Genomic DNA, 22,316 nt, shown 5'->3' with positions numbered 1-22,316 from the left:
GGTGGCGGGCCTAGTCTTTGGTCACGCGCAGCAATTCAGCCTGCGTGGTGGTGCCGTCGCGCAGCCAGCGTTCGCCGTCGTCGCGCATGCTCAGCATGCCGTCCTGCAGAGCCACCGTGCGCACTTCCGCTTCCGACGCGCGGTTGTGGATCTGCGCGCGGATCTGCTCCGTCGTGCGCAGCAGCTCGTACACGCCCACGCGGCCCTGGTAGCCCGTCTGGCCGCAATGCTCGCAGCCGACGGCCTGCCAGTACTGGCCATCGAAGGTCTTGCAGGAACCGCACAATTTGCGCACCAGGCGCTGCGCCAGCACGCCGAGCAGGGACGACGACAGCAGGAACGGTTCGATGCCCATGTCGAGCAAGCGCGTGACTGCCGCCGATGCGTCGTTCGTGTGCAGGGTCGCCAGCACCAGGTGGCCCGTCAGAGACGCCTGCACGGCGATCTGCGCCGTTTCCAGGTCGCGGATCTCGCCGATCATGATCACGTCCGGATCCTGCCGCAGAATCGCTCGCAGCGCCTTGGCAAACGTCATGTCGATGCGCGGATTGACTTGCGTCTGGCCCACGCCGGCCAGGTCGTACTCGATCGGGTCTTCCACCGTCAGGATGTTCGTGGTCGTGGCGTTGAGCATCGACAGCGCCGCGTACAAGGTGGTCGTCTTGCCAGAACCGGTGGGGCCCGTGACGAGCACGATGCCGTGCGGCTGCGTGATCAGGCCATCGAACTGCGCCAGCATGGGCGCGCTCATGCCCAGGTGCTGCAGGTCGAGGCGGCCCGCTTCCTTGTCCAGCAAACGCAATACGGCCCGTTCGCCATGCCCCGTGGGCAGGGTCGAGACGCGCACGTCGACGGGTTTGCCGCCCACGCGCAGGGTAATGCGGCCGTCCTGCGGCAAGCGTTTCTCGGCGATGTCGAGCTGCGCCATGATCTTGATACGCGAAATCAGCGAACCGTGGATGGCCTTGCGGGGGCGCACGACGTCGCGCAGGCTGCCGTCGATGCGAAAGCGCACGACGGACGTCTGCTCGAACGGCTCGATGTGGATATCGGACGCGCCTTCGCGCAGCGCCTGCGTGAGCAGCGCGTTGATCATGCGGATGACGGGCGCGTCGTCGGACGATTCGAGCAAGTCCTCGATGGCCGGCACGTCCTGCAGCAGCTTGGTCAGATCGAGGTCGGCGTCGAATTCATCGGCCATCTGCGAGGCGTCGCCGCCACCGCCCGCATAGGCGCCGGCGATGGCCGCATCGAGTTCGCCGCGCGGCAAGACCGTCAGCTGGATCTGGCCGAAACGGCGCGACACTTCGGCAATCGCCGCCGGCGCCGTCGATGCGGCCACCAGCACTTCGACGGGGGCGCCGTCGATGGCGCCGGGCCGAGCCAGCAGACCGAAATCGCGCGCGTAGGCGTAGGGAAGCAGATTACTCATGGCGACCCGATCACTTCTGTGGCTGTTGCTGCTGCTGGTATTGCTGCAGCATCGACTGCGGCGGCGTGGCCGCGTTGGCCGGCGCGCCTGGCGGCGGCGTCGGCGCCGGCGGCACGGGACGCGTCACCATGCTGCCGCCCACCGGCTGGCCATCCTGCAGGGCCGGCAGCACCGGCGTGCCCAGGTCTTTCAGCATCAGGTTGCCCGTGGCCGGCACGGCGGCCGTCTCGGCCGAACGCATGTAGTCGTAGCGGTCGGCCGCTAGGCTGCCGCTCTGCTCCTTGTTGCGCACGATGACGGGGCGCAGGAAGATCATCAGATTGGTTTTCTTGCGCTCGCGCGTCTGGTACTTGAACAGGTTGCCGATCAGGGGGATGTCGCCCAGGCCGCGCACTTTTTCCGCGTTGTCGCCCGTGCTGTCCTCGATCAGGCCGCCGAGCACGATGATCTGGCCATCGTCGGCCAGCACATTGTTTTCGATGACGCGGTTGTTGATGGTGATGCCGCTGACGGCCGACGCCGTGGATTTGTCCACGCTCGACGTCTCGTGATAGATGCCCAGCTTGATGGTGCCGCCTTCGGAAATCTGCGGACGCACCTTCAGGGTCAGGCCCACTTCCTTGCGGTCGATGGTCTGAAACGGGTTCGTGTTGGTACCGGCCGTGCTCGTGTACTGGCCCGTCAGGATAGGCACGTTCTGGCCCACCTTGATGGTCGCCAGTTCATTGTCCAGGGTGATCAGGTTCGGCGTCGACAGAATGTTGGCGTTGCCGTCCGATTCCAGCGCATGCGCCACGGCGCCCAGGCCCAGCGCGCCGTTGATCTGCTTGAAGATGCCGACCGTCAGGCCGCCCGTCGGCAAGACCTTGCCGCCGCCCGTGGCGATGGCGGCGATGTTGTTGCTGGTGCCCGAAGCGAACGACTGCAGCGCGCCCACGCGATAGTTGCTGGTGCTGTCGCCGGAAAGGCCCAGCCACTGCACGCCGAATTCCGAGGCCTTGGCCGACGTCACTTCGACGATCAGCGCCTCGATGTAGACCTGGGCGCGGCGCACGTCGAGCTGGTCGATCACGGCGCGCAGGTTGCGGTAGACGGCTTCGTTGCAGGTCAGGATCAGGGTATTCGTCGATGCATCGGCCTGGATGAAACCGGCCGCGCCGCCCGACGACAGCTGTTGCGGCCCGTTGTTCAGCGACGCGCCGCCCGTGGTGCCGCTTTGCGTATTGCCGCCCAGGCCAGTGCTGTTCATGCCGCTGTTATTCTGGCTGATCTGGTTGTTCGTGGCGAGGTTGCTCGTGCCCTGCTGCGCCGACGCGGCCGTGCCGTCCGACGTCACGACCGAGCGCAGGGTCTGCGCCAGCTTGGTGGCGTCCGCATTTTTCAGGTACACCACGTGCACGTTGCCCAGTTGCGTGGTGGGCTGGTCCAGCTTCGAGATCAGCGACTTGGCCAAATTGGCGCGCGCCGCCGATGGCGCGCGCAGCACCAGCGAATTGGTGCGCGGGTCGGCCAGCACGGACACCTTGCCCGCATCGGCCCCTGCGGCGCCGCCCGCATTCCCGCCTTCCATCAACTTGTTCACCATCGAGGCCAGGTCGGAAGCGATGGCATAGCGCACGGGGATCACGTCCAGGTCCGTCGACGCGGGCACGTCGAGCGCGGCGATGATCTTCGCCAGGCGCTTGAGGTTATCCGCATAATCGGTGATCACCAGCGAGTTGTTGCCCGGGTTGGCGTTGATCGTGTTGTTCGGCGAAATCAAGGGCCGCAGCACGGCCAGCAGGTTGGCCGACGATTCGTAGTTCAGGTAAAACACCTGGGTGGCGATCTGGTCGCCCTTCACCTGGCTGCTGCCATTGCCCACCTGGGTCGGCACGGATTGCAGCTTGGCGTCCGCCTCCGGCACCACTTTCGCATAGCCGTCGCCGGAGACCACCGCATAGCCCTGCAGGCGCAAGGCCGAGGCCAGCAGCCCGAAGGCCTGCGTCTTGCTGATCGACTTTTCCGACACCAGGGTGATCGTGCCCTTGACGCGCGGGTCGATGACGAAATTGATGTTGGTGTAATGGCCCACCGCCTTGATCACCGATTCGATGTCGGCGCCGACGAAATTGAGCGCCGCTTCATCGCCGGGCGCGGCCCAGACGGGCGCCGGCATGCCGGCCACGGAACAGCACAGCAAGGCGGCGGCCGACAGGCGGCGCAGCGAGAAGGAGGAGGTAATGGGACTCACGGATGGTTTTTTCATTGTCTGAACTCTAAGGCGATGATGTTTTTTTCGCTATTGCTACGGCGCTGTCCCAGCAAATTCAACAAACTCGCCAAGGTCTCTTCATATCCTGCTGCGGCCTGGGCCTGGCCGGAAAACTGCATGCGCCCCTGTTGCAGGCTGCCGCTGCCATCGAGCAGCAGCGGTCCCTTGATGGAGCGCAGTGTCAACGTCGCCTGCTGCCCCTGCCAATCGAAATCGAGCTCGTAGCTGCCCAGCGGACGCAGGGACGACAGGCGCGACGCCATGTCCGTCATCTGCAAGGTGGTGCGGCCAACGGCGGAAAACTGCTGCTTCTCCAGGGCCAGCTCCAGGGTGCTCCACGACAGGCGCATGCTGCCCGTCGGCGCCACGGTATTCAAAGGCGCGCCCAAGCCGCCGAGGCCATCGGCCGGCAGCAGCAGGGCCGCCGGGCTCACTTGCCAGTGCGACCACGAGCCGCGCAGGTTCACCGGCTGCGACAGGGCCTGCGGGTTTTGCAGTTCCACGTCCGCCGATCCCCACAGCACCGAGGGCGAAATGCGCCAGCTGAAACGCCCCGGCAGCAGCGGCGTCACGGCGCCATTCGCGCTGGATGCTCCGCCGATAAAGGCCGAGCCGCGCCACAGGGTACCTTGCGCGTCGCCCAAGGTCAAACGTCCGCCCGTCTGTTTTTCCACGATACTGGCCACCCAGCCGGCCGGGAAAAACACCAGCAGGGTGACGCACACGCTGACGATGATGGCCAGCAGCCAGCCAAGCAGGCGCATCATCGTGCCGCGCCAGGGCTCTGGTGCAGGGTCAGGCTGGCGTCGACCAGCCCCGCCTTGCCCTGCGCCGTGATCTTCGCTTCCTGCACGGCCACGCGGCCTTCGCGGCGCAAGCCGTCCAGCCACAGCATGACGCTGGCGAACGGCACGCCGTTCAGCTGCACGCGCGCATATTCCCCCGTCAGCGACAGCGATTGCGGCGCCAGGCCGCGCGCTTTCAGCGAGGCGTCGAGGCTGTCACGGCTCATGGGGGCCACCTGCACGGGCGCCTGGCGCGCCAGCTCGCCCGCTTCACGGGCCAGCGCCTGCAGCTGGGCCGCGTTCTGGCGCAGCTCGGGCAAGCTCTTTTGCAAGGCGATGCGGCCCGTCCAGGCAGGCTCGAAGAAGACGGCGTAGACGAGGGCCAGCCCCGCCACGACGCCGCCGATGGTCAAGAGCTTGCGTTCCTGTGGCGTGCGCTCGGCCCAGAAGGCCTGCACATTTTGCTGTTGTCCCGCCAGCGCGGCGCGTGCCTTGTTGACTGCTGCACTCATGCTTTTGCTCCCGTGGCCGGCGTGATCTTCCACACGCCCGGCGCCGTTTCATTCAAGGTCAGCTTGCGCGCGGCCAGGCCGTCGCGCACCTGCGCCTGGGCGCTGGCGTCGACCATGTCAGGTTTCAGCTTGACGATCAGGCTGCGCTCGCGGTATTCCAGCGAGGCCACCACGCCGCGCCCGGCCAGGCCGCCCAGCGCCTCGCCCAGGGCCGCGCTCATGCTCGTGAAATCATCCATGCTGGCCTGCCCGCTTTGCAGGCGGGCGGCAGTGATATTGCGCCGCATCTGTTCCGCTTCCAGGCCATACACGGGCGCTTCGTTCGGATACGCGGCCTTGAAGGTTTGCTGCATCGAGGTACGCACGGTGGCCGCTTCGCGCTTCAGGCGCATCCATTCGATATTCATGCCGGCCAGGTTGACGACCACGGCCAGCAACGCCAGGCGCAGCGGCCAGCGCCAGCGGCGCCATTCGGTGGCCGATCCCGTCGCCGTGCCCAGGGCACCGGCCAGGTCCAGCCCAGCGCCCTTGGCGCCGGCGATCCAGTGCGCCCAATGGTCGGGCTCGACCGTCACGCCATCCATGCCGGCAGCCAGCTGTTGATATTGCGCCAGCTCGGCCTGCGCCACGTAGACCGTCAGCGGCACATCGCCGGCAAACGCGCGCGTCGTCAGCAGCGCCTGCTGCGGCTGGGGCGGCAGCACGAGGCCCAGGCCCTCTTGCGGCGCCTGGCGCAAGGCCAGTTCCAGGCCATCGCCGCTAGCCTGCAGGGCGGCCGTCACGCTGCCCGGCTGCAAGGGCAGGCACAGCTGCGATGGCAGCAAGACGACCTTGCGCGCGCCCTGCGCCAGCAAGGCTTTCACGAGGACCTCGGCCCAAGCACGCTGCGCCACGGCCACCGTGCGCATGCCGTTTGCATCAGGCGCGCCGGCGGCCAGCAGGCAATCCTGGGCGTCGCCCAAAATGTGTTCTTCCACCAGGCCCGGCAGGGCCGCACGCAAGCGGGCGCCGGCCAGCGGCGGGGTTTTCAGGCGCAGCAGGGTCACGTCGGCCGCCGCCAGCAGCAGCACCACCTGCTTCGCGCCGGCGATCAGCTGGCCCAGGCTACCCAGCGGCGCGCTGCCCTGCTGCAACAGGGCGCCGCCGTCGCCGGCCAGCACGAAGGAGCAGGCAGGCGCGCTGTCGGTGGATGCCTTGGCTGGGTGACGGATATACAATATTGTCAAAGTGACTCGCTTTCAGCTGTTAATTTTCCCGCAACCAGACCAGGCTGGTGGTGCGCTGCGGATTCGGCTCGCGCCACACCAGTGCCTGCGCATCGAGCGCGGCGCGGTCCAGGCGCACGCGGATCACGGTGAGGAAGTACTGACTTTTCACATCGATCTCCACGCCGTCGATCGGTTTCTTGCCGTTGATATTATTCTGGAAATTTAGCCTATCGACAAACTTTTTACGCGGGTTGCTCAAGGTCAGGGCGCTGGCCTCGGACACGGACATGTCGGTCACGGCCGACAGCACCTCGGCCGGCGCCGTATTCACGTTCACCGCGGTCGTTTTCGGCAGCACGATGATGAAGTCGCGCAGTTTCTCGATCATCTGCGGCGTATAGCCGGGGACGGCCAGCAAATCCTCGACCTGCGTGAACGCCACCGGTTCGCTGCTGCCGCCCGTGGCGGGCTTGGCGGCGGGCGTCTTGCCGTCGGCGCCGCTGTCGGCGGCGCGTGGTTTCGGCCGCGCGCGCAGCACGGCGTCAGCCGTCGCCTGCGCCAAAGAACTATCGAGCTGCAAGTTGGACAGCAGCCGCTGGTAGGCCTGCACATAGGGCTGGCTGACGATGCCCGTGGCGGTGGCCAGGTTGGTAATGTTAAACCGCGCCTGCGCATCGAGCGCGCGGCCCGACACGGTGGCGTCGAATTTTTCCGTGTCGACCTTTTCGCGGTCCACATAATCGTCAAGCCGCGCTTCCTCGATGGGCGTGGCCCAGACGCCGTCAAGCGCCGTCAGCATGACATTGTCCTGGCGCAGCCAGAAGCGGGCGAAGTCGACCATGCCGCGCATGGCCCACTGCGTCTGCAGGCGCAAACGCTGGTTTTCCATCGAGCGCACCTGCACCTGCTGCTGCCAGAACAGGCTGGCAACGACGGTAATCGCCAACGCCGTCAGCAGCAAGGCCGTGATGACGGCCACGCCGCGCTGGCGGACGGGAGAGGAAAGACGCTTCATCCCGGCCCCAGCAAAAAGACTTTGGACAAGCCCGCGTCCTGGCCCGGCATCTGCAGGGTCACTTCCAGGCCCGGCACTTGCGTGGAGATGGTGGCGCCCGCCGTCAGCACGTTCCAGGCGCCATTGCTCCAGCCGCGCATGACCATGCTGTCGACGCCGCGCATCAGGGTCACGTCGGCGCTCGAGGTATCGGTATCGTCGCGCGCCGCCTGCCACAGCGTGTCGAGCACGGCCAGGTCGCGCGTGCCGTTCGACTCGCGCCGCGTCAGCACGCCGCCGCGCAGGCGGTAAGTGACCACTTGCAACTGCTGCGGCTCCTGTTCCGACGCGGCCAGGCGCACCAGGGTCAAACGGTCGGTCTCGGCCGTCAGGTTGGTGCGGCCATTGAGCAGGCTGGTATTCAGGCCGGCGCCGGCCAGGTGGTCGCAATCGCTCTGCATCTGGGCAAACGCCAGCTGCATGCCGCGCGCCTGCTCCAGCTGGCTGGTCAGCACTTCGCGCGAACGCATGATGCTGTCCAGGCCACGCCAGCCCAGCACGGCGACCATGGCCAGGATGCCGATCGCCACGAGCAGCTCGATCAGGGTGAAACCGCCGGCAGGGACAGTGCGGCGCGCCATCAGTCGTTGAACGCCAATAACACCAGGCGCACGATGCGCCGGGCCGGATATTGCGCGTCGTACACGTTCACGCGCACTTGCCGGATGCGGGGATTCGGCGTGGCCACCACTTCCTCTTCACAGATCAGTTTCAAGTCGCCCTGCGGGCAGTCGACCGTGCGCTTGCCCGTCTGCGGGAAGGTCTTGGCCAGGCGCAATCGCACCAGGTGGTTTTCCGCCGACCAGGTGGCCATCATGGCGCTGCGCAAGCCGTCGCTGTTTTGCGTCAGGCTGCCCACGGCGCGCAGGGAGGCGCCCAGGGCCGTGCCGACGATGACGAGGGCGACCAGGACTTCCAGCAAAGTGAAGCCGCGCTGATGGCGGCGCAATGAGAACCGCATCATTGCTCGACCGTGAAGTGGCCGATGCCGTCGGCGCGGATGGCCACGCTGCGCTCGCCGCTGGCCAGGGTCAGCACGAAAGGCTTGTCGACCGGTTCGCGGCCGAAGACGATGCGCAGCGGCTGGGCCACGCTGTTCGATGGCTGCACGCTGAGCAGCATGGGCGTGTTGGCAAACGCCCGCTCGCGCAGCAAATCGTCCTGCGTCACGGGTTGCCACAGCTTTTCATTGAGGACCAGGAAACGGTATTGATTTTCGTCCGCCTCGAACGCCACCTGCCGGCTGCGCACGATGGCTTCATCGCGCGCCAGCTGCAGCAGCAGCGCGATGCGCTCGGCTTCCTTCTGCAGCGCTTGCTGGCCATTCGGCATGGCGTTCAGCGAGACCAGGCCCAGGGTGACGCCGATGATGACCATCACCACCAGCAATTCGATCAGCGTGAAGCCGCTGGCGCGTGGCCGGGGCAGTGCGCGACCGGTGCTCATGGCAGGCATGCAATGGAAAACTTACAGTTCCCAGGAACCGATATCGGCGTCGTCGCCGCTACCGCCAGGCTGGCCGTCGGCGCCCAGCGAGATGATATCGACTTCACCCTTCACGCCCGGCGACAGGAACTGGTACGGGTTGCCCCATGGGTCCTTCGGCATCTTTTCCAGGTAGCCGCCCGCTTTCCAGCCATTCGCGGCCGGTCCCGTGGTCGGTTTTTCGATCAGCGCCTGCAAGCCCTGCTCGGTGGTCGGGTAGCGCTGGTTATCCAGGCGATACAGTTTCAACGCTTGCATCACGGTGGCGATGTCGACTTTCGCCGCCGCCACTTTCGACTCGCCCGTGCGGGCGATCAGCTTGGGCACCACCAGCGACGCGAGGATGCCCATGATCACCACCACGACCATGATTTCGATCAAAGTGAAGCCGCGCGCGCGGCGCTGGCGTGTCGGATGGTTTGCTGCGTTTTGCATAAGAAAGAGAGAAGAAGGTGAGTAATGAGAGCAGAGTATAAAGCGGAAATATGACAAAGCCTGTCATATAGGGAAAAATTTGTACGGGGGGCTGTCAGCCCGGCAAGACCACTTTGCCGCAAACGGCGCAGCCGGGGTCGCGCGCGACGCGCATGCTGTTCCATTCCATGTGCAAGCCGTCGAGCAGCAGCAGCCGCCCGGCCAGCGATTCGCCCGCACCCATGATCAGTTTCAGCGCTTCGGCCGCCTGCATGGCGCCGACCACGCCGACCAGCGGCGCGAACACGCCCATGGTCGAGCAGGCCTCGTCCGTGAACTGCTGCTCCTGCGGAAACAGGCAGGAATAGCACGGTTGCGTGCCCGTGCGCGGGTCGAACACGCTCACTTGCCCGTCGAAACGAATCACGGCGCCCGACACCAGCGGCACCCTGTGCGCCACGCAGGCGCGGTTGACGGCGTGGCGCGTGGCGAAGTTGTCGGTGCAGTCGAGCACCACCGTGGCGGACAAGACCAGTTCGGCCAGGCGCGCGTCGTCGAGGCGCTCCTGCAAGGCCACTATTTCAATCTCGGGATTGATACCGGTCAGGGTTTCGCGCGCCGACAGCACTTTCGGCTGACCCACGCGGGCCGTCGTGTGGGCGATCTGGCGCTGCAGATTGGTGAGATCGACCGTGTCGTCATCGACGAGGGTCAGCTTGCCGACGCCGCTGGCGGCCAGGTACATGGCCGCTGGCGAGCCGAGCCCGCCCGCGCCGATCACCAGCACGTGCGCATCGAGCAAGGCTTGCTGGCCTTCGATGCCGATCTGATCAAGCAGGATGTGGCGCGAGTAGCGCAGCAGTTGATTGTCGTTCATGGTTTTACGTCTACTGCAAACCCAGATCACACCCTGGGGTCGGACCCTCAGGGTCCGACCCCGGCACTTGCATTGGGTTAAGCATCAAGGCTTCCGCACAGGAATCTTCTTGTCATCGGCCTTGATGTCGGAAGCGATTTCCGGCTTGGCGCCGATCTTGTCGACCTTGGCGTCCACCTTGGCCAGCTGCACCGGCAAGCCCTGGAAATGGTTCAAGGCTTGTTGCAGCTGGAAATCGTCCTTGGCCCCGTATTCGAGCGGCTTGCGCTTTTTCGCCGTGGCGATCAGGCGCTGCTCTTCTTCCAATTGATCCTGCATGCCTTCCATCGTCGGCTTGGCCGCTTCCGGCTTGCCGTCGTTGCTGCTCAAGTGCTTTTCCAGGTCCGCCTCGCGGATGCGCAGGCTGTTCCAGCCATCGCCTTCGGCCGTTTCATCGACCAGCAAGTCGGGCACGATGCCGCGCGCCTGGATGGCCCGGCCTTTCGGCGTGTAGTAGCGGGCCGTCGTCAGCTTGACGGCCGTGTCGGCCGTGATCTGGCGCAAGGTTTGCACGGAACCCTTGCCGAAGGTCTGCGTGCCGATGACGGTGGCGCGCTGGTAATCCTGCAAGGCGCCGGCGACGATTTCCGAGGCGGACGCGGAACCGGCATTGACCAGTACCACCAGCGGCACGGTTTTCAGCGCGGCCGGCAGCTTGGCCAGCGGGTCGGCCTTGGCGCCCGGCGGCGCATAGAATTCGCGACGGCCATAAAACACCTGTTTCGACTCGGGCAACTGGCCCTTGGTCGAGACGATCACGGAGTTACCCGGAAGGAAAGCCGTGGCCACGCCGATGGCGCCCGGCACGACGCCACCGGGATCGTTGCGCAAATCCAGCACCAGGCCCTTGAGCTTGGGGTCTTGCGCATACAGCGCGTTGATCTTTTTGACCATGTCATCGACGGTCGGTTCCTGGAACTGGGCGATGCGCAGCCAGGCATAGCCGGGCGCGACCATCTTGGCCTTCACGCTTTGCACGCGGATTTCCTCGCGCACGATGGGGAAGACCAGCGGCTTGCTTTCGCCCTTGCGCGACATCGTCAGCACCAGCTTGCTGCCCGGCTGGCCGCGCATCTTCTTGATGACTTCTTCCAGCTGCAAGCCTTTCAGCGGGATGTTGTCGAGGCGGGTGATCAGGTCGCCCGCCAGGATGCCGGCCTTGGCGGCCGGGCTATCCTCGATGGGCGAGACGACTTTCACGTAGCCGTCTTCCATGCTCACTTCGATGCCGATGCCGACGAACTTGCCCTGCACGCTTTCGCGCATTTCCTTGAAGGCATTTTTATCGAGGTAGACGGAGTGCGGGTCCAGCGACGACACCATGCCGGAAATGGCTTCCGTCAAGAGTTTCTTGTCTTCCACCTTCTCGACGTAATCGGACTTGATCAGGCCAAAGACGTCGGACAGCTGGCGCAGCTCGTCGAGCGGCAGCGGGGCATTCGTGATCTTCTGCGCCACGGCCGGGAACTGCAGCGACATGCCGATGCCGGCCAGTACGCCCAGACCGATCAGGCCGATACTTTTGACTTTGATACCCATGTATTCTTCGCAATCTACAAATTCGCTGCCGCAGCAATGGTGGGAACTTAAAACTTCACCCAGGTGGCTGGATCGAAGGCGCGGCCCTGATGACGCAATTCAAAGTATAGCCCTGATTCCTCGTTGCCGCCGCTGTTGCCCGCGCTGGCGATGGTCTCGCCGCCCTTGACGGCGTCGCCCACCCGTTTCAGCAAGGATTGGTTATTGCCATAAATACTCATGTACTGGCCGCCATGGTCGACGATGATCAAATTGCCGAAACCGCGCAGCCAGTCGGAAAACACGACACGGCCGCCGGCGATGGCGTGGATCTCGCTGCCCTCGCCCGTGCGGATGAACACGCCCTTCCAGCTGGGGCCGTCACCGCGCTTGCTGCCAAAGCGGGCGGCGATCTTGCCGGCCACGGGCGCGCGCAGCTGCCCTTTCAGGCTGGCAAAGGCGCCGGCCGGCGCGGCCGGGCCCAGGCTCGGGCGTTCCGGCTCCGGTTCCGGCTTCGGTTCGGGTTTCGGTGTCACCTTGGCCACTTGCGGCGGCTCGTCGTCGTCGATAGGATCGAGCTTGACGGGCGGCACAGGCGTTTGCGGCTTGATCTTGCCCGATTTATTCTGCTGCTCTTTGGCAATGCGCTCCCGTTCCGCCTGCGCCTTGGCGCGCGCGGCCAGCAAGCGTTCGCGTTTTTCCGCCGCGGCCTTGGCGTCAGCAGCCGCTTTCGCGGCGGCCCGTTGCTCGGCCAGCAATTGCTGGCGTTTCTTTTCGGCCGCGGCGGCGGCGGCCTGCTCTTCGATCAGTTTCGCCAGCTTGTCGACCAGGTTGCCCATGCGCTGTTCGTCGCGCTCGACATTGCCCACTTCCTTGCGCTGCGCCACCAGGCGTTGCGACAAGCTCGTCAGCAAGGCGGCGCGGCGCGCCTTCTCCTGCACCAGCAGGGCTTTCTGGTCGCGCTCTTCCTGCGCGATTTCTTCCAGTTCATCCTTGGCGTTTTGCACGTCCGCCTGGTTTTTCTCCACGGCCAGCAAGTTGGCGCGCAAGGCTTCCAGCAGGCGTGCCTGCGCCTGCGACACATACGCCATCAATTGCAGGTCGCGGTTGATGCGGTTGGGGTTATCTCCCGACAAGAGCAGCTTGATGCGGTCTTCGTTGCCGGCGACATATTGTTCACGCAGCAACTTCGACAGCTGCGTCTTTTGTTTCTCGACGGTAGCCGTCAACTGCTGGTGCTCTTGCCCCAGCGCATTGAGTTTCACGCCCGTCTCGCTTTGCTCCCGCGCCAGGTCGCGCAAGGCGCGGTTGGCGTTGGAAATGGCTTCTTCCGACTCGGCCAGGGTATCGGCCGCGTCATCCTTGGCGCTTTCCGTCAGGCTGATGTCGCGCTTGAGCGCCGTCAGTTTTTGTTGCAATCCAGCACGTTGTGCTTCCGCGGCCGCCTTCTGCTTGCTGCGTTCGGTGGGCTTGGCGCCCTGCGCGGCACCGCTGGAAAGCAGCAGCGCCAGGCACAGCATGGCACCGGCGCGCCACGCCGGCAGGGGTCGTTCAGCAGAGGGGGCGATGGCTGTGCCGCGGAAGAAAGACGACAAGTTACTTGGCCTTCCCTTGGTTCGCCACGGCAGCCTGGGCTGCCGCAATCGCTGCCGGGTCGCCCAGGTAGTAATGACGGATCGGTTTCAGGTCGGCGTCCAGTTCATACACGAGCGGCTGGCCGTTCGGGATGTTCAGGCCGACGATGTCGCTGTCGCTGATGCCGTCGAGCATCTTGATCAGCGCGCGCAGGCTGTTGCCGTGGGCTGAAATGATGATCTTCTTGCCAGCGCGGATGGCCGGGGCGATTTCTTCATCCCAGGCCGGCATCACGCGCGCCACGGTATCTTTCAGGCATTCGGTCAGCGGGATGGCCGCTTTCGGCAAGCCGGCGTAGCGCGGATCGTTGAACGAGGCGCGGTCGTCGTCTTCCGCCAGCGGCGGCGGCGGCGTGTCGTAGCTGCGGCGCCACACCAATACTTGCTCGTCGCCATACTTGGCGGCCGTCTCGCCCTTGTCCAGGCCTTGCAGGGCGCCGTAGTGGCGCTCGTTCAGGCGCCAGTCGTTCTTGATAGGTAAATACATCATGTCCATCTCGTCGAGCGCCAGCCACAGGGTGCGGATGGCGCGCTTCAGGACGGAAGTGTAGGCCACGTCGAACGTAAAACCTTCCTGCTTGAGGATCTGGCCGGCGGCCTTGGCTTCGTTGACGCCCTTTTCCGTCAGATCGACGTCGGTCCAGCCGGTGAAGCGGTTATCGAGGTTCCAGGTGGACTCGCCGTGACGCATGAAAACGATTTTGTACATAGTTCTATCTTCTCAAGGGGTTCAAATCAAAAAAGCAAAACGTAAAAAGACCTCGTCCAGCTTCTATTTTATAATGCGCGGATTGACTTAAACCATTGGACCCTACGTGAAATTCATTATCGACCACATTTTTCTGTTTGCCATCGTCATTATTTCCGGCGGCGCCCTCCTCTGGCCACTGCTGTCGATGCGCGGCAAGCGCGCGACCGTGCTGGAAGTCACGCAACTGATCAACCGTGGCAAGACCATCATCGTCGACGTGCGCAGCGCGGAAGAATTCGCCACGGGCCACTTGCCTGAAGCAAAAAATATTCCGCTGCCGGAACTGGCAAAACGCCTGGGCGAGCTGGAAAAATTCAAAACGCGCCCCATTGTAGTGGTTTGCCAGAAAGGTTCGCGTTCGGCAACCGCCGTCGGCCTGCTGACAAACGCCGGTTTCGCTGAGGCAACGAGCCTGGAAGGCGGCCTCGACGAATGGAAAAAGCAAGGTTTGCCATTGAAAACCTTGTCGCTGGCCAAATAAGTCCGTATTGCAACACCCGACAAAACCGTAGCGAGCGGATGGGAGTTGTGGTTGAGAAGCGCAACTGTGCGAAGGCACAGTGAGCATCGCAGACCGCAAATCACGACGCGCAGTAGGTTTGGTTCGGTGTTTTTAACTGAAGGAATGATCATGACCGTACCCGTTATTGTTTATAGCACCGCAGTGTGCCCGTATTGCGTGCGCGCCGAGCGCCTGTTGGAATCGAAGGGCGTCGCCGTGCAAAAGATCCGCGTCGACCTCGACCCGGAAGAGCGCATCAAGATGATGGAACGCACGGGCCGCCGCACGGTCCCGCAAATCTATGTGGGCGACACCCACGTGGGCGGATTCGACGATTTGTATGCGCTCGATCAAGCTGGCAAGCTCGACCCCTTGTTAAACGGCACGGCAGCCTGATATAAAGCGGGTTCGAGAAATTGCTTGGTTTTTTGTCGTATTGTTTTGATACAATTGCCCTCGCACCTGATCTGGCCGCGCCTACCCGGCGCGGTTTTGAATACCGCAAGCACCATATTTGAACGGTGTGCCGTTCTTGTCCCTTACAACGAAAGCGTTCCATGTCTGACGAAAATCTGCAACCAGTCTTCCAAATCCAACGCGTCTACCTGAAAGACATGTCGCTGGAACAACCAAATTCCCCAGCTATTTTCCTGGAACAAGAAGCACCAGCGATCGAAGTGGCTCTGGACGTGGGCGCTGCGCCTCTGGCCGATGGCATTTTCGAAGCCACCGTGACCATCACCGTCACCGCCAAAGTGGGCGACAAAGTTGCATTCCTGGTTGAAGGCAAGCAAGCCGGTATCTTCGAAGCACGCAACATTCCTGCCGATCAACTCGATCCGCTGCTGGGAATCGGCTGCCCGAACATCATCTACCCTTACCTGCGCGCCAACATCGCCGACGTGATCACCCGTGCCGGCTTCCCGCCAGTGCACCTGGCCGAGATCAACTTCGAAGTGTTCTACCAACAACGTCTGCAAGCTATTGCTGACGCCGCTGCAGCAGCACCAGCAGCCAGCGAAACGCACTAAGCTTTTGCAAGACCCCGCTGGCCGTCAAGGCTGGCCTGACACGGCGGCCTGGCCGCCGTGTTTCGTTAAGGTTCAAAAATATCATGTTGAAAAGTGCGCTCTTGAGCAAGTTCCGCTGGATGGCCGGCGCCGTGCTGCTGCTGGCGACCGCCGCCAGCCACGCCGTCGATTTCAAAACGGTGGGCGCCGCCCCCGTGATCCTGTACGACGCGCCGTCCGCCAAGGGCGGCAAACTGTACGTGGCGCCACGCGGCATGCCGCTGGAAGTCGTGCTCAGCTACGGCGAATGGGTCAAGGTACGCGACGCCAGCGGCGAAATGGCCTGGACGGAAGCCAAGGGTCTGTCGGCCAAGCGCAACGTCGTGGCGCGCGCCGCGAACCTCAAGGTTCGCGCCAGCCCCGACGACACCGCCTCGCCCATCATCCTCGTCGACAAGGGCGTGCTGCTGGAAATGAGCGAACAGCCGAGCTCCGGCTGGGTCAAGGTGCGCCACAAGGATGGCCAGAGCGGCTACGTCAAGACCAGCGAAGTGTGGGGCCTGTAAGCACCGCGTCCCTTCCCCCTGCCCCGTTGAGGTTGCATGCAAGTTTCTCCCGAAGTCACTCCCGATAGCATTCCCGCCGCCCGCAAGATCACCATCCTGGGCGCCGGCGCCTGGGGCACGGCCGTGGCCATGGCCCTGGCCGGCCGCCACGACGTGCTGCTGTGGGGCCGCAACGGCGAGGCCATGGCCGCCATGGCCGCCAGCGGCGAAAACAGTTATTTGCCGGGCTTCCCTTTGCCGCCGCAACTGCGCATCGGTGCCGATTTCGACGCCGCCGTCGCGCACGCCGCTGGCGAACAGGGCCTCCTGATCGCCGCCTGCCCCGTGGCGGGCTTGCGGCCCATGCTGCATCAGCTGAAAGACAAGGCCATCGGCAACCTCGTGTGGCTCTGCAAGGGTTTTGAAGGCGGCACGGGCATGCTGCCGCACCAAATCGTGCAGGAAGTGCTTGGTGACAAGATCCCCGGCGGCGCCCTGTCCGGCCCTTCGTTCGCGCAGGAAGTGGCGCGCGGCTTGCCGTGCGCGCTGACCATCGCCTCGCACTGCCCCGCCTTGCGCGCCAAGGTCGTCTCGGCCTTGCATGGCGGCACCATCCGCGTGTATGCGAGCGACGACCTGGTGGGCGTGGAAGTGGGCGGCGCCGTCAAGAACGTGCTGGCCATCGCCACGGGCGTGGCCGACGGCCTGGGCCTGGGCCTGAATGCGCGCGCCGCGCTGATCACGCGCGGCCTGGCGGAAATCACGCGCCTGGGCACGGCCCTCGGTGGCCAGACGGAAACGTTCATGGGTCTGACGGGCATGGGCGATCTGATTTTGACGTGCACGGGCGACCTGTCGCGCAACCGCAGGGTCGGCCTGGGCCTGGCGCAAGGCAAGGCGCTCGACACCATCGTGGCCGAACTCGGTCACGTGGCCGAAGGCGTGCCCTGCGCCAAGGCCGTGCGCGAACTGGCGAGCCGCATGGGCGTCGACATGCCGATCACCAACGCGGTGGCCGGCGTGCTGTTCGATGGGGATTTGCCGCACGTGATGGTGCAGCAGTTGCTGTCGCGCGATCCGCGCGCCGAGGCGGCTTAAGGCGACCAAGGCGACGTGTGACCCGCCAGGGAAACCTAGCGCCCCGCCTTGGCCATCAAGATCGTCAGCAGCACCAGACTGTCTTCGCGCGCTTCCAGGGCGTGCGCCTGGCCGCCGAGCAGGTACAGCATCTGCCCCGGCCCCAGCAGGTGCACGCCGCCATGCGCCTCCACCGCCACCTGGCCTTGCAGGCACAGCAAGGTGATCTCGCCGAGCACATGATGCTCGGGCATGGTCTTGCCCTTGGGCATGCACATGCGGATCAATTCCAGCTCATCCGTCTTGGCCAGCGCGATGGCGGAAAACTGCGACAGGTCGTCGCCGTCCCTGCGCAGCACCTCGATCACCTGTCCTGAACTTGCGTGCTCCAGTGCCATCATCTGCTCCTTCGGCAATTACTCGGCAACTTCCTCCGGCTCTTTCGCGCCGCGCATCCACTCGACCAGCGGCCACGCATCCTTCAAGCCTTCCGCCAGGGTCGGCAACAGTTTCTCGGGCTCGTTGACGGGCAGCGGCACTTCGGTCCAGACGAAAAAGCTTTTCAGCTTGATGAATTCGATATGTTCGGCGTCCGCCTCGAAACCCTTGGGCGGGCGCTGCAGCTTGCCCTCGTTCTGGATGGTGCCGAAGCGGGCCTTCAAGCGCTTATTTTTCAGCACTTTGGAAAAACCTGGCGCATCGTTGACCATGTGCTCGCGCAGCGCCTTCAGGCGGCCCGGCGGCGGCATGTATTCGCCGGCGCCAAACAGCAAGTTGCCCTGGCCATCGATCTGCAGATAATACGTGGGACCGCCCGCCTTGCTGGGACGGCGCATGTCGTTCGGCGCGATGGCGGCCGAAAAACGCGTCTTATACGGGCTTTTATCATGGGCAAAGCGCACGTCGCGGTTGATGCGGAACATCGCCTTCTTCGGATTGCAGTATTTCACGGCCGGGTCGAACTTGCCCAGTTCACCGATCAGGCTCGTGACCAGGGCGAGAAATTCTTCGCGCAGGATGTCGTAGCGGGGCTTGTTCATCACAAACCAGGGACGGTTGTTGTTGTCGCTCAGTTCACGTAAAAATTGGGTCAAATCACGCACATGCATGTGTCAAATTCCGATCAGCAACTATTTGGAAAGCTCTTTCGGGATGGGGCGCTTGCCCACCATCACGTCGAGTGCCGCTTCGCGATTCTTGCGCAGCACCGTCATTTTAGCTTTTTCGCCGGGCGGCAGTTGGGCGATCAGGTTCAGCATTTCCGTCGTGTCGCCCACGGGCTTGCCTTGCACCGTCAGCAGGATGTCGCCGGGCACGATGCCCGCCTTGTCGGCCGGGCCGTTGCGCACGACGCCGGCGATGATGGCGCCGCTGGTGCGCTGCAAGTTGAAGCTTTGCGCCAGCTCGGGCGTGATGTCCTGCGTCTCCACGCCGATCCAGCCGCGCACCACGTGGCCATCCTTGATGATGGCTTCCATCACCGTCTTGGCCGTCGAGACGGGAATGGCGAAGCCGATGCCGACGGAGCCGCCGCTTTGCGAGTAGATCGCCGTATTGATGCCGATCAGATTGCCGCGCGTATCGACCAGGGCGCCGCCCGAGTTGCCGAAGTTGATGGCCGCATCCGTCTGGATGAAGTTTTCAAAGCTGTTGATGTGCAGGTTGTTGCGGCCCAGGGCGGAGATGATGCCCATGGTCACCGTCTGGCCCACGCCGAAGGGGTTGCCGATGGCCAGCACCACGTCGCCCACGCGCGCCAGTTCCGACTGGCCCAGCACGATGACGGGCAGCTTGTCGAGGTCGATCTTGATGACGGCCAGGTCCGTTTCCGGGTCCAGGCCCACCACCTTGGCCGGTGCCTTGCGGCCATCGGTGAGCACCACTTCGATTTCGTCGGCGCCTTCGACCACGTGGTTGTTGGTCAGCACATAGCCTTCATGGCTGACGATGACACCGGAGCCGAGACTGTTTTTCAAGTCGTCGTCATCCCCGTCGTCCGGATCGCGGTCGCCGAAGAAACGTTTGAAGAAGGGATCGCGCGCCAGCGGATGGGCGCCACGCTTGGGCACTTGCAGGGTGAGGATGTTGACGACGGCGGGCATGGCGCGCGCCGCCGCGTCGCGGTAGGAACCGGGCGCCAGGCTGCTTGACGCCGTTTCCACCACGGGCACCGGCTTGGCGGGAGAGCCCAGTTGCTGTACCCGGCTGGCCGGGCGCAGCGCGCCGTACACAAAATACAGCGCCAACGCGATGGTCACGGTTTGCGCAAACAACAACCAGAATCGTCGCATACAGTTCTCTGCCCAGGTCAGCCGGCCGGTGCCGGAACGGCTTATTTTGCCAGATCGCCGCCGTTGCGTGCGTTCTGCTGCAGGGAGTCGCGGATTTCACGCAGCAGGACGATGTCTTCCGGCGTCGCCGGTGCCGGTGCCGGCGCGACAGGTTCGCTACGGCGTGCCTTGTTCATCAGGCGTACCATCTGGAAGATGATGAAAGCCAAAATGATGAAGTTGAGCAAAATGGTGAGGAAGTTACCGTAGGCCAGTACGGCGCCCGCCTTTTTCGCTTCGACCAGGGTCAGCGTCGTGGCTTGCCCGTTCAAGGGCAGGTAGTAATTGGCGAAATCGAGGCCGCCGAAAATGCGGCCGATGGGCGGCATGATCACGTCTTGCACCAGGGAATCGACAATCTTGCCGAAGGCGCCACCGATAATGACACCGACCGCCAGATCGACGACGTTACCCTTCATTGCAAATTCTTTAAATTCTTGCATCATTGCCATGAATTTCTCCTTCGGATATGTATAAAAAACATGCCGATCATACTATTGATTCCCGAGGACACCAACTTGTGGTTGTTGGCAGGACCAATTCCGGTACAGCCATGCGCATCTAGTTCGAAAGAACTAGCCACCTCCTGCAAAAGTATATAAATTATGGTACAAGCAACGTTTTTGTTTTATTCGTTGTTTGCTTCACTTATAATTTGCGGTTGCCAGAAGTGGCTTTTTCACTTCCGGATAATCAACAAGAAACTGGCACGGGCTGCGCCATTGGCCGAAGTTCCGCAGGGATGTTGCCACGTTACCGTACAAAGATGCGGATCGCGGCAATCAGAGGGATAGAGCTTCGGCGACGGGTTTTTCGCGGCTGCCACTCATAATAAAGATTCGCATTTTGACTGATTGGGGTTTGCATGAGTAACGAAAAGCAGGTCGATTCAGGCCGTCGCGGCTTGCTCGTCGCCACGTGCGCGGCGGGCAGTGTAGTTGGATTGGCAACCGCGGGAGCCTTGGTAAGCACCTTCCAGCCGTCGGAGCGCGCGAAAGCGGCTGGCGCGCCGGTCGAAGTAGACATCACCACCTTGCAACCCGGCGAAATGCGCACCGTCGAATGGCGCGGCAAGCCGGTCTGGATCCTGAAGCGCACGCCGGAAATGATCGCGTCCCTGAAAAAGACCGATGGCAAAGTCGCCGATGCCAATTCCCAACGCAACCCCGCCGAATTCACGCCACCGTACTGCATGAACGAGGCACGCTCGATCAAGCCTGAAATTCTCGTCGCCGTCGGCATCTGCACCCACCTGGGCTGCTCCCCTTCCTCGAAATTTGCCCCCGGCCCGCAACCGTCGCTACCCGATGACTGGGAAGGCGGCTTCCTGTGCCCTTGCCACGGCTCCACCTTCGACATGGCAGGCCGCGTGTTCAAGAACAAGCCGGCGCCGGACAACCTGCAAGTGCCGCGTCATATGTATCTGAGCGACACCAAATTGCTGATAGGTAAAGACGAGAAAGGCGAGGCTTGATCATGGCTGCTTTCAAAGAGACGAAATTCCCGGCAGACGCCCCCGTCGCCGAAAAAGCGCTGGGCTGGGTCGATGACCGCTTTCCCCTGACCAAGCTGTGGAACGACCAATGGGGCAAGTACTACGCCCCGAAAAACTTCAATTTCTGGTACATCTTCGGCTCGCTGGCCATGCTGGTACTGGTGCTGCAGATCGTCACCGGCATCTTCCTGACCATGCACTACAAACCGGATGCGGCCCTGGCCTTCAATTCCGTCGAGTACATCATGCGCGAAGTACCGTGGGGCTGGCTGGTGCGCTACATGCACTCGACGGGCGCCTCGGCCTTCTTCATCATCGTCTACCTGCACATGACGCGCGGCCTGCTGTACGGCTCGTACCGCAAGCCACGTGAACTGATCTGGCTGTTCGGTTTCGCCATCTTCCTGTGCCTGATGGCCGAAGCGTTCTTCGGCTACCTGCTGCCATGGGGCCAGATGTCGTACTGGGGCGCACAAGTGATCGTCAACCTGTTTGGCGCGATTCCCTTCATCGGCCCAGACCTGTCGCTGTGGATCCGCGGCGACTACGTCGTCTCCGACGCGACCCTGAACCGCTTCTTCGCCTTCCACGTGATCGCCATCCCGCTGGTCCTGCTGGGTCTGGTTGCAGCGCACCTGATCGCCCTGCATGAAGTCGGCTCGAGCAATCCGGACGGCATCGAAGTGAAGGAAAACCTGGGCGCCGATGGCCACCCGGTCGATTCGATTCCTTCGCACCCGTACTACACCGTGCATGACCTGTTCGGCGTATCGATCTTCCTCGTCATTTTCAGCGCCGTCGTGTTCTTTGCGCCGGAAATGGGCGGTTATTTCCTGGAATACAACAACTTCCTGCCGGGCGATTCGCTGAAGACCCCGCTGCACATCGCGCCAACCTGGTACTTCACGCCGTTCTACTCGGTGCTGCGCGCCACCACGGCCGACTTCATGTACGTGCTGATGGGTGCCGTGGCCGCCTATGTCGTGTTCATCTGGCTCAAGTCGCGCCTGTCGACGACCATCAAGTCGGCCATCGCCGGCATCGCCATCGTCGCCATCATCGGCATGCTGCCGCAGGTGCTGGACGCGAAATTCTGGGGCGTGGTGTTCTTCGGCGGTTCCGTCGTGATCCTGGCCTTCCTGCCATGGCTCGACCATTCGCCAGTGAAATCGATCCGCTACCGTCCGACCTGGCACAAATACATCTATGCCATCTTCGGCCTGTCGTTCCTGGTGCTGGGCTACCTCGGCACCCAGGCGCCAACGGATACCAAGACCATCGTGTCGCAAGTGTGCACCCTGATTTACTTCAGCTTCTTCCTGCTGATGCCATGGTGGAGTGCCATGGGCAAGTTCAAGACCGTGCCGTCGCGTGTGACGTTCCACCCGCACTAA

Annotated in this window: 25 protein-coding genes; 7 read left to right on the top strand and 18 right to left on the bottom strand. The window is 63.4% G+C overall.

The features are described 5' to 3' along the window. Window positions 1-10: 10 nt before the first annotated feature. From gspE to gpmA, 14 genes are all read right to left on the bottom strand, one after another. Window positions 11-1,432, bottom strand: a complete 1,422-nt coding sequence (gene gspE / locus CLU90_RS20010; protein WP_100428779.1) for a type II secretion system ATPase GspE — start codon at window positions 1,430-1,432, stop codon at window positions 11-13. Window positions 1,433-1,442: 10 nt separating this feature from the next. After that, window positions 1,443-3,680 carry a type II secretion system secretin GspD gene (gene gspD, locus CLU90_RS20005; RefSeq protein ID WP_092713546.1) on the bottom strand — a complete coding sequence of 746 codons (2,238 nt, stop codon included), beginning with the start codon at window positions 3,678-3,680 and terminating at the stop codon, window positions 1,443-1,445. Further along, window positions 3,677-4,453: a type II secretion system protein N gene (locus CLU90_RS20000; protein ID WP_092713544.1), complete on the bottom strand. Its 777-nt coding sequence runs from the start codon at window positions 4,451-4,453 to the stop codon at window positions 3,677-3,679. Before CLU90_RS20000 ends, gspD begins: the two co-directional genes overlap by 4 nt. Continuing rightward, entirely contained in the window at window positions 4,450-4,983 is a 534-nt protein-coding gene (gspM, locus tag CLU90_RS19995) for a type II secretion system protein GspM (protein ID WP_100428778.1), read from the bottom strand. Before gspM ends, CLU90_RS20000 begins: the two co-directional genes overlap by 4 nt. Beyond that, on the bottom strand, window positions 4,980-6,209 hold the full coding sequence (gspL, locus tag CLU90_RS19990) for a type II secretion system protein GspL (protein ID WP_232731274.1): 1,230 nt from the start codon (window positions 6,207-6,209) through the stop codon (window positions 4,980-4,982). Before gspL ends, gspM begins: the two co-directional genes overlap by 4 nt. Before the next feature lie 19 nt (window positions 6,210-6,228). Beyond that, window positions 6,229-7,206 carry a type II secretion system minor pseudopilin GspK gene (gspK, locus tag CLU90_RS19985; protein WP_100428777.1) on the bottom strand — a complete coding sequence of 326 codons (978 nt, stop codon included), beginning with the start codon at window positions 7,204-7,206 and terminating at the stop codon, window positions 6,229-6,231. Then, window positions 7,203-7,826 carry a PulJ/GspJ family protein gene (locus tag CLU90_RS19980; RefSeq protein ID WP_092713536.1) on the bottom strand — a complete coding sequence of 208 codons (624 nt, stop codon included), beginning with the start codon at window positions 7,824-7,826 and terminating at the stop codon, window positions 7,203-7,205. The genes gspK and CLU90_RS19980 overlap by 4 nt, the downstream gene beginning before the upstream one ends. After that, complete coding sequence (gene gspI / locus CLU90_RS19975; RefSeq protein WP_223278962.1) at window positions 7,826-8,209, bottom strand: type II secretion system minor pseudopilin GspI; 384 nt, start codon at window positions 8,207-8,209, stop codon at window positions 7,826-7,828. The genes CLU90_RS19980 and gspI overlap by 1 nt, the downstream gene beginning before the upstream one ends. After that, window positions 8,206-8,700 (bottom strand): GspH/FimT family pseudopilin, encoded by a 495-nt coding sequence (locus tag CLU90_RS19970; RefSeq protein WP_100428776.1) that lies wholly within the window; start codon window positions 8,698-8,700, stop codon window positions 8,206-8,208. Before CLU90_RS19970 ends, gspI begins: the two co-directional genes overlap by 4 nt. A 12-nt stretch (window positions 8,701-8,712) precedes the next feature. Next, window positions 8,713-9,165 carry a type II secretion system major pseudopilin GspG gene (gene gspG, locus CLU90_RS19965; RefSeq protein WP_092713532.1) on the bottom strand — a complete coding sequence of 151 codons (453 nt, stop codon included), beginning with the start codon at window positions 9,163-9,165 and terminating at the stop codon, window positions 8,713-8,715. Window positions 9,166-9,259: 94 nt separating this feature from the next. Beyond that, window positions 9,260-10,021 (bottom strand): HesA/MoeB/ThiF family protein, encoded by a 762-nt coding sequence (locus CLU90_RS19960; RefSeq protein ID WP_092713530.1) that lies wholly within the window; start codon window positions 10,019-10,021, stop codon window positions 9,260-9,262. Between the two features lie 84 nt (window positions 10,022-10,105). Beyond that, window positions 10,106-11,599, bottom strand: a complete 1,494-nt coding sequence (locus tag CLU90_RS19955; RefSeq protein WP_092713528.1) for a S41 family peptidase — start codon at window positions 11,597-11,599, stop codon at window positions 10,106-10,108. Between the two features lie 47 nt (window positions 11,600-11,646). Further along, complete coding sequence (locus tag CLU90_RS19950; protein WP_092713526.1) at window positions 11,647-13,098, bottom strand: murein hydrolase activator EnvC family protein; 1,452 nt, start codon at window positions 13,096-13,098, stop codon at window positions 11,647-11,649. 76 nt (window positions 13,099-13,174) lie between these two features. Then, on the bottom strand, window positions 13,175-13,921 hold the full coding sequence (gene gpmA, locus CLU90_RS19945; protein ID WP_092713524.1) for a 2,3-diphosphoglycerate-dependent phosphoglycerate mutase: 747 nt from the start codon (window positions 13,919-13,921) through the stop codon (window positions 13,175-13,177). A 106-nt stretch (window positions 13,922-14,027) separates the two neighbouring features. Here gpmA and CLU90_RS19940 point away from each other — a divergent pair, with 106 nt between their 5' ends. The 5 genes from CLU90_RS19940 (at window position 14,028) to CLU90_RS19920 (ending at window position 17,118) form a co-directional block, all read left to right on the top strand. Beyond that, entirely contained in the window at window positions 14,028-14,444 is a 417-nt protein-coding gene (locus CLU90_RS19940) for a rhodanese-like domain-containing protein (protein WP_092713522.1), read from the top strand. A gap of 150 nt (window positions 14,445-14,594) precedes the next feature. Next, a complete protein-coding gene (gene grxC, locus CLU90_RS19935; protein WP_034753025.1) occupies window positions 14,595-14,861 on the top strand; it encodes a glutaredoxin 3 in 267 nt (88 codons plus the stop codon). Window positions 14,862-15,022: 161 nt separating this feature from the next. Then, entirely contained in the window at window positions 15,023-15,496 is a 474-nt protein-coding gene (gene secB, locus CLU90_RS19930) for a protein-export chaperone SecB (protein WP_010394167.1), read from the top strand. An 83-nt stretch (window positions 15,497-15,579) separates the two neighbouring features. Continuing rightward, window positions 15,580-16,041: an SH3 domain-containing protein gene (locus CLU90_RS19925; RefSeq protein WP_092713520.1), complete on the top strand. Its 462-nt coding sequence runs from the start codon at window positions 15,580-15,582 to the stop codon at window positions 16,039-16,041. A gap of 36 nt (window positions 16,042-16,077) precedes the next feature. After that, entirely contained in the window at window positions 16,078-17,118 is a 1,041-nt protein-coding gene (locus CLU90_RS19920; protein ID WP_100428775.1) for an NAD(P)H-dependent glycerol-3-phosphate dehydrogenase, read from the top strand. 35 nt (window positions 17,119-17,153) lie between these two features. Here the strand turns inward: CLU90_RS19920 and CLU90_RS19915 are convergent, their stop codons facing one another. From CLU90_RS19915 to mscL, 4 genes are read right to left on the bottom strand one after another with little or no spacing between them, the layout of a single operon-like run. Continuing rightward, a complete protein-coding gene (locus CLU90_RS19915; protein WP_232731273.1) occupies window positions 17,154-17,498 on the bottom strand; it encodes a hypothetical protein in 345 nt (114 codons plus the stop codon). A 15-nt stretch (window positions 17,499-17,513) separates the two neighbouring features. Then, window positions 17,514-18,206: a DUF2461 domain-containing protein gene (locus CLU90_RS19910; protein ID WP_092713516.1), complete on the bottom strand. Its 693-nt coding sequence runs from the start codon at window positions 18,204-18,206 to the stop codon at window positions 17,514-17,516. Between the two features lie 21 nt (window positions 18,207-18,227). Continuing rightward, a complete protein-coding gene (locus CLU90_RS19905; RefSeq protein WP_072455825.1) occupies window positions 18,228-19,388 on the bottom strand; it encodes a Do family serine endopeptidase in 1,161 nt (386 codons plus the stop codon). A gap of 41 nt (window positions 19,389-19,429) precedes the next feature. Beyond that, complete coding sequence (gene mscL / locus CLU90_RS19900; protein WP_100428774.1) at window positions 19,430-19,879, bottom strand: large conductance mechanosensitive channel protein MscL; 450 nt, start codon at window positions 19,877-19,879, stop codon at window positions 19,430-19,432. 413 nt (window positions 19,880-20,292) lie between these two features. Between mscL and petA the strand changes: the two genes are divergently transcribed. Together petA and CLU90_RS19890 are read left to right on the top strand one after the other, a co-directional pair. Next, complete coding sequence (gene petA, locus CLU90_RS19895; protein WP_086139939.1) at window positions 20,293-20,901, top strand: ubiquinol-cytochrome c reductase iron-sulfur subunit; 609 nt, start codon at window positions 20,293-20,295, stop codon at window positions 20,899-20,901. Between the two features lie 2 nt (window positions 20,902-20,903). Continuing rightward, on the top strand, window positions 20,904-22,316 hold the full coding sequence (locus CLU90_RS19890; RefSeq protein ID WP_092713511.1) for a cytochrome b: 1,413 nt from the start codon (window positions 20,904-20,906) through the stop codon (window positions 22,314-22,316).

The organism is Janthinobacterium sp. 67, from assembly GCF_002797895.1.
In the GTDB taxonomy this organism is placed as follows: domain Bacteria; phylum Pseudomonadota; class Gammaproteobacteria; order Burkholderiales; family Burkholderiaceae_D; genus Janthinobacterium.
Note: the sequence above shows the minus strand (reverse complement) of the source record. Positions and strands in the feature narration are given on the sequence as shown.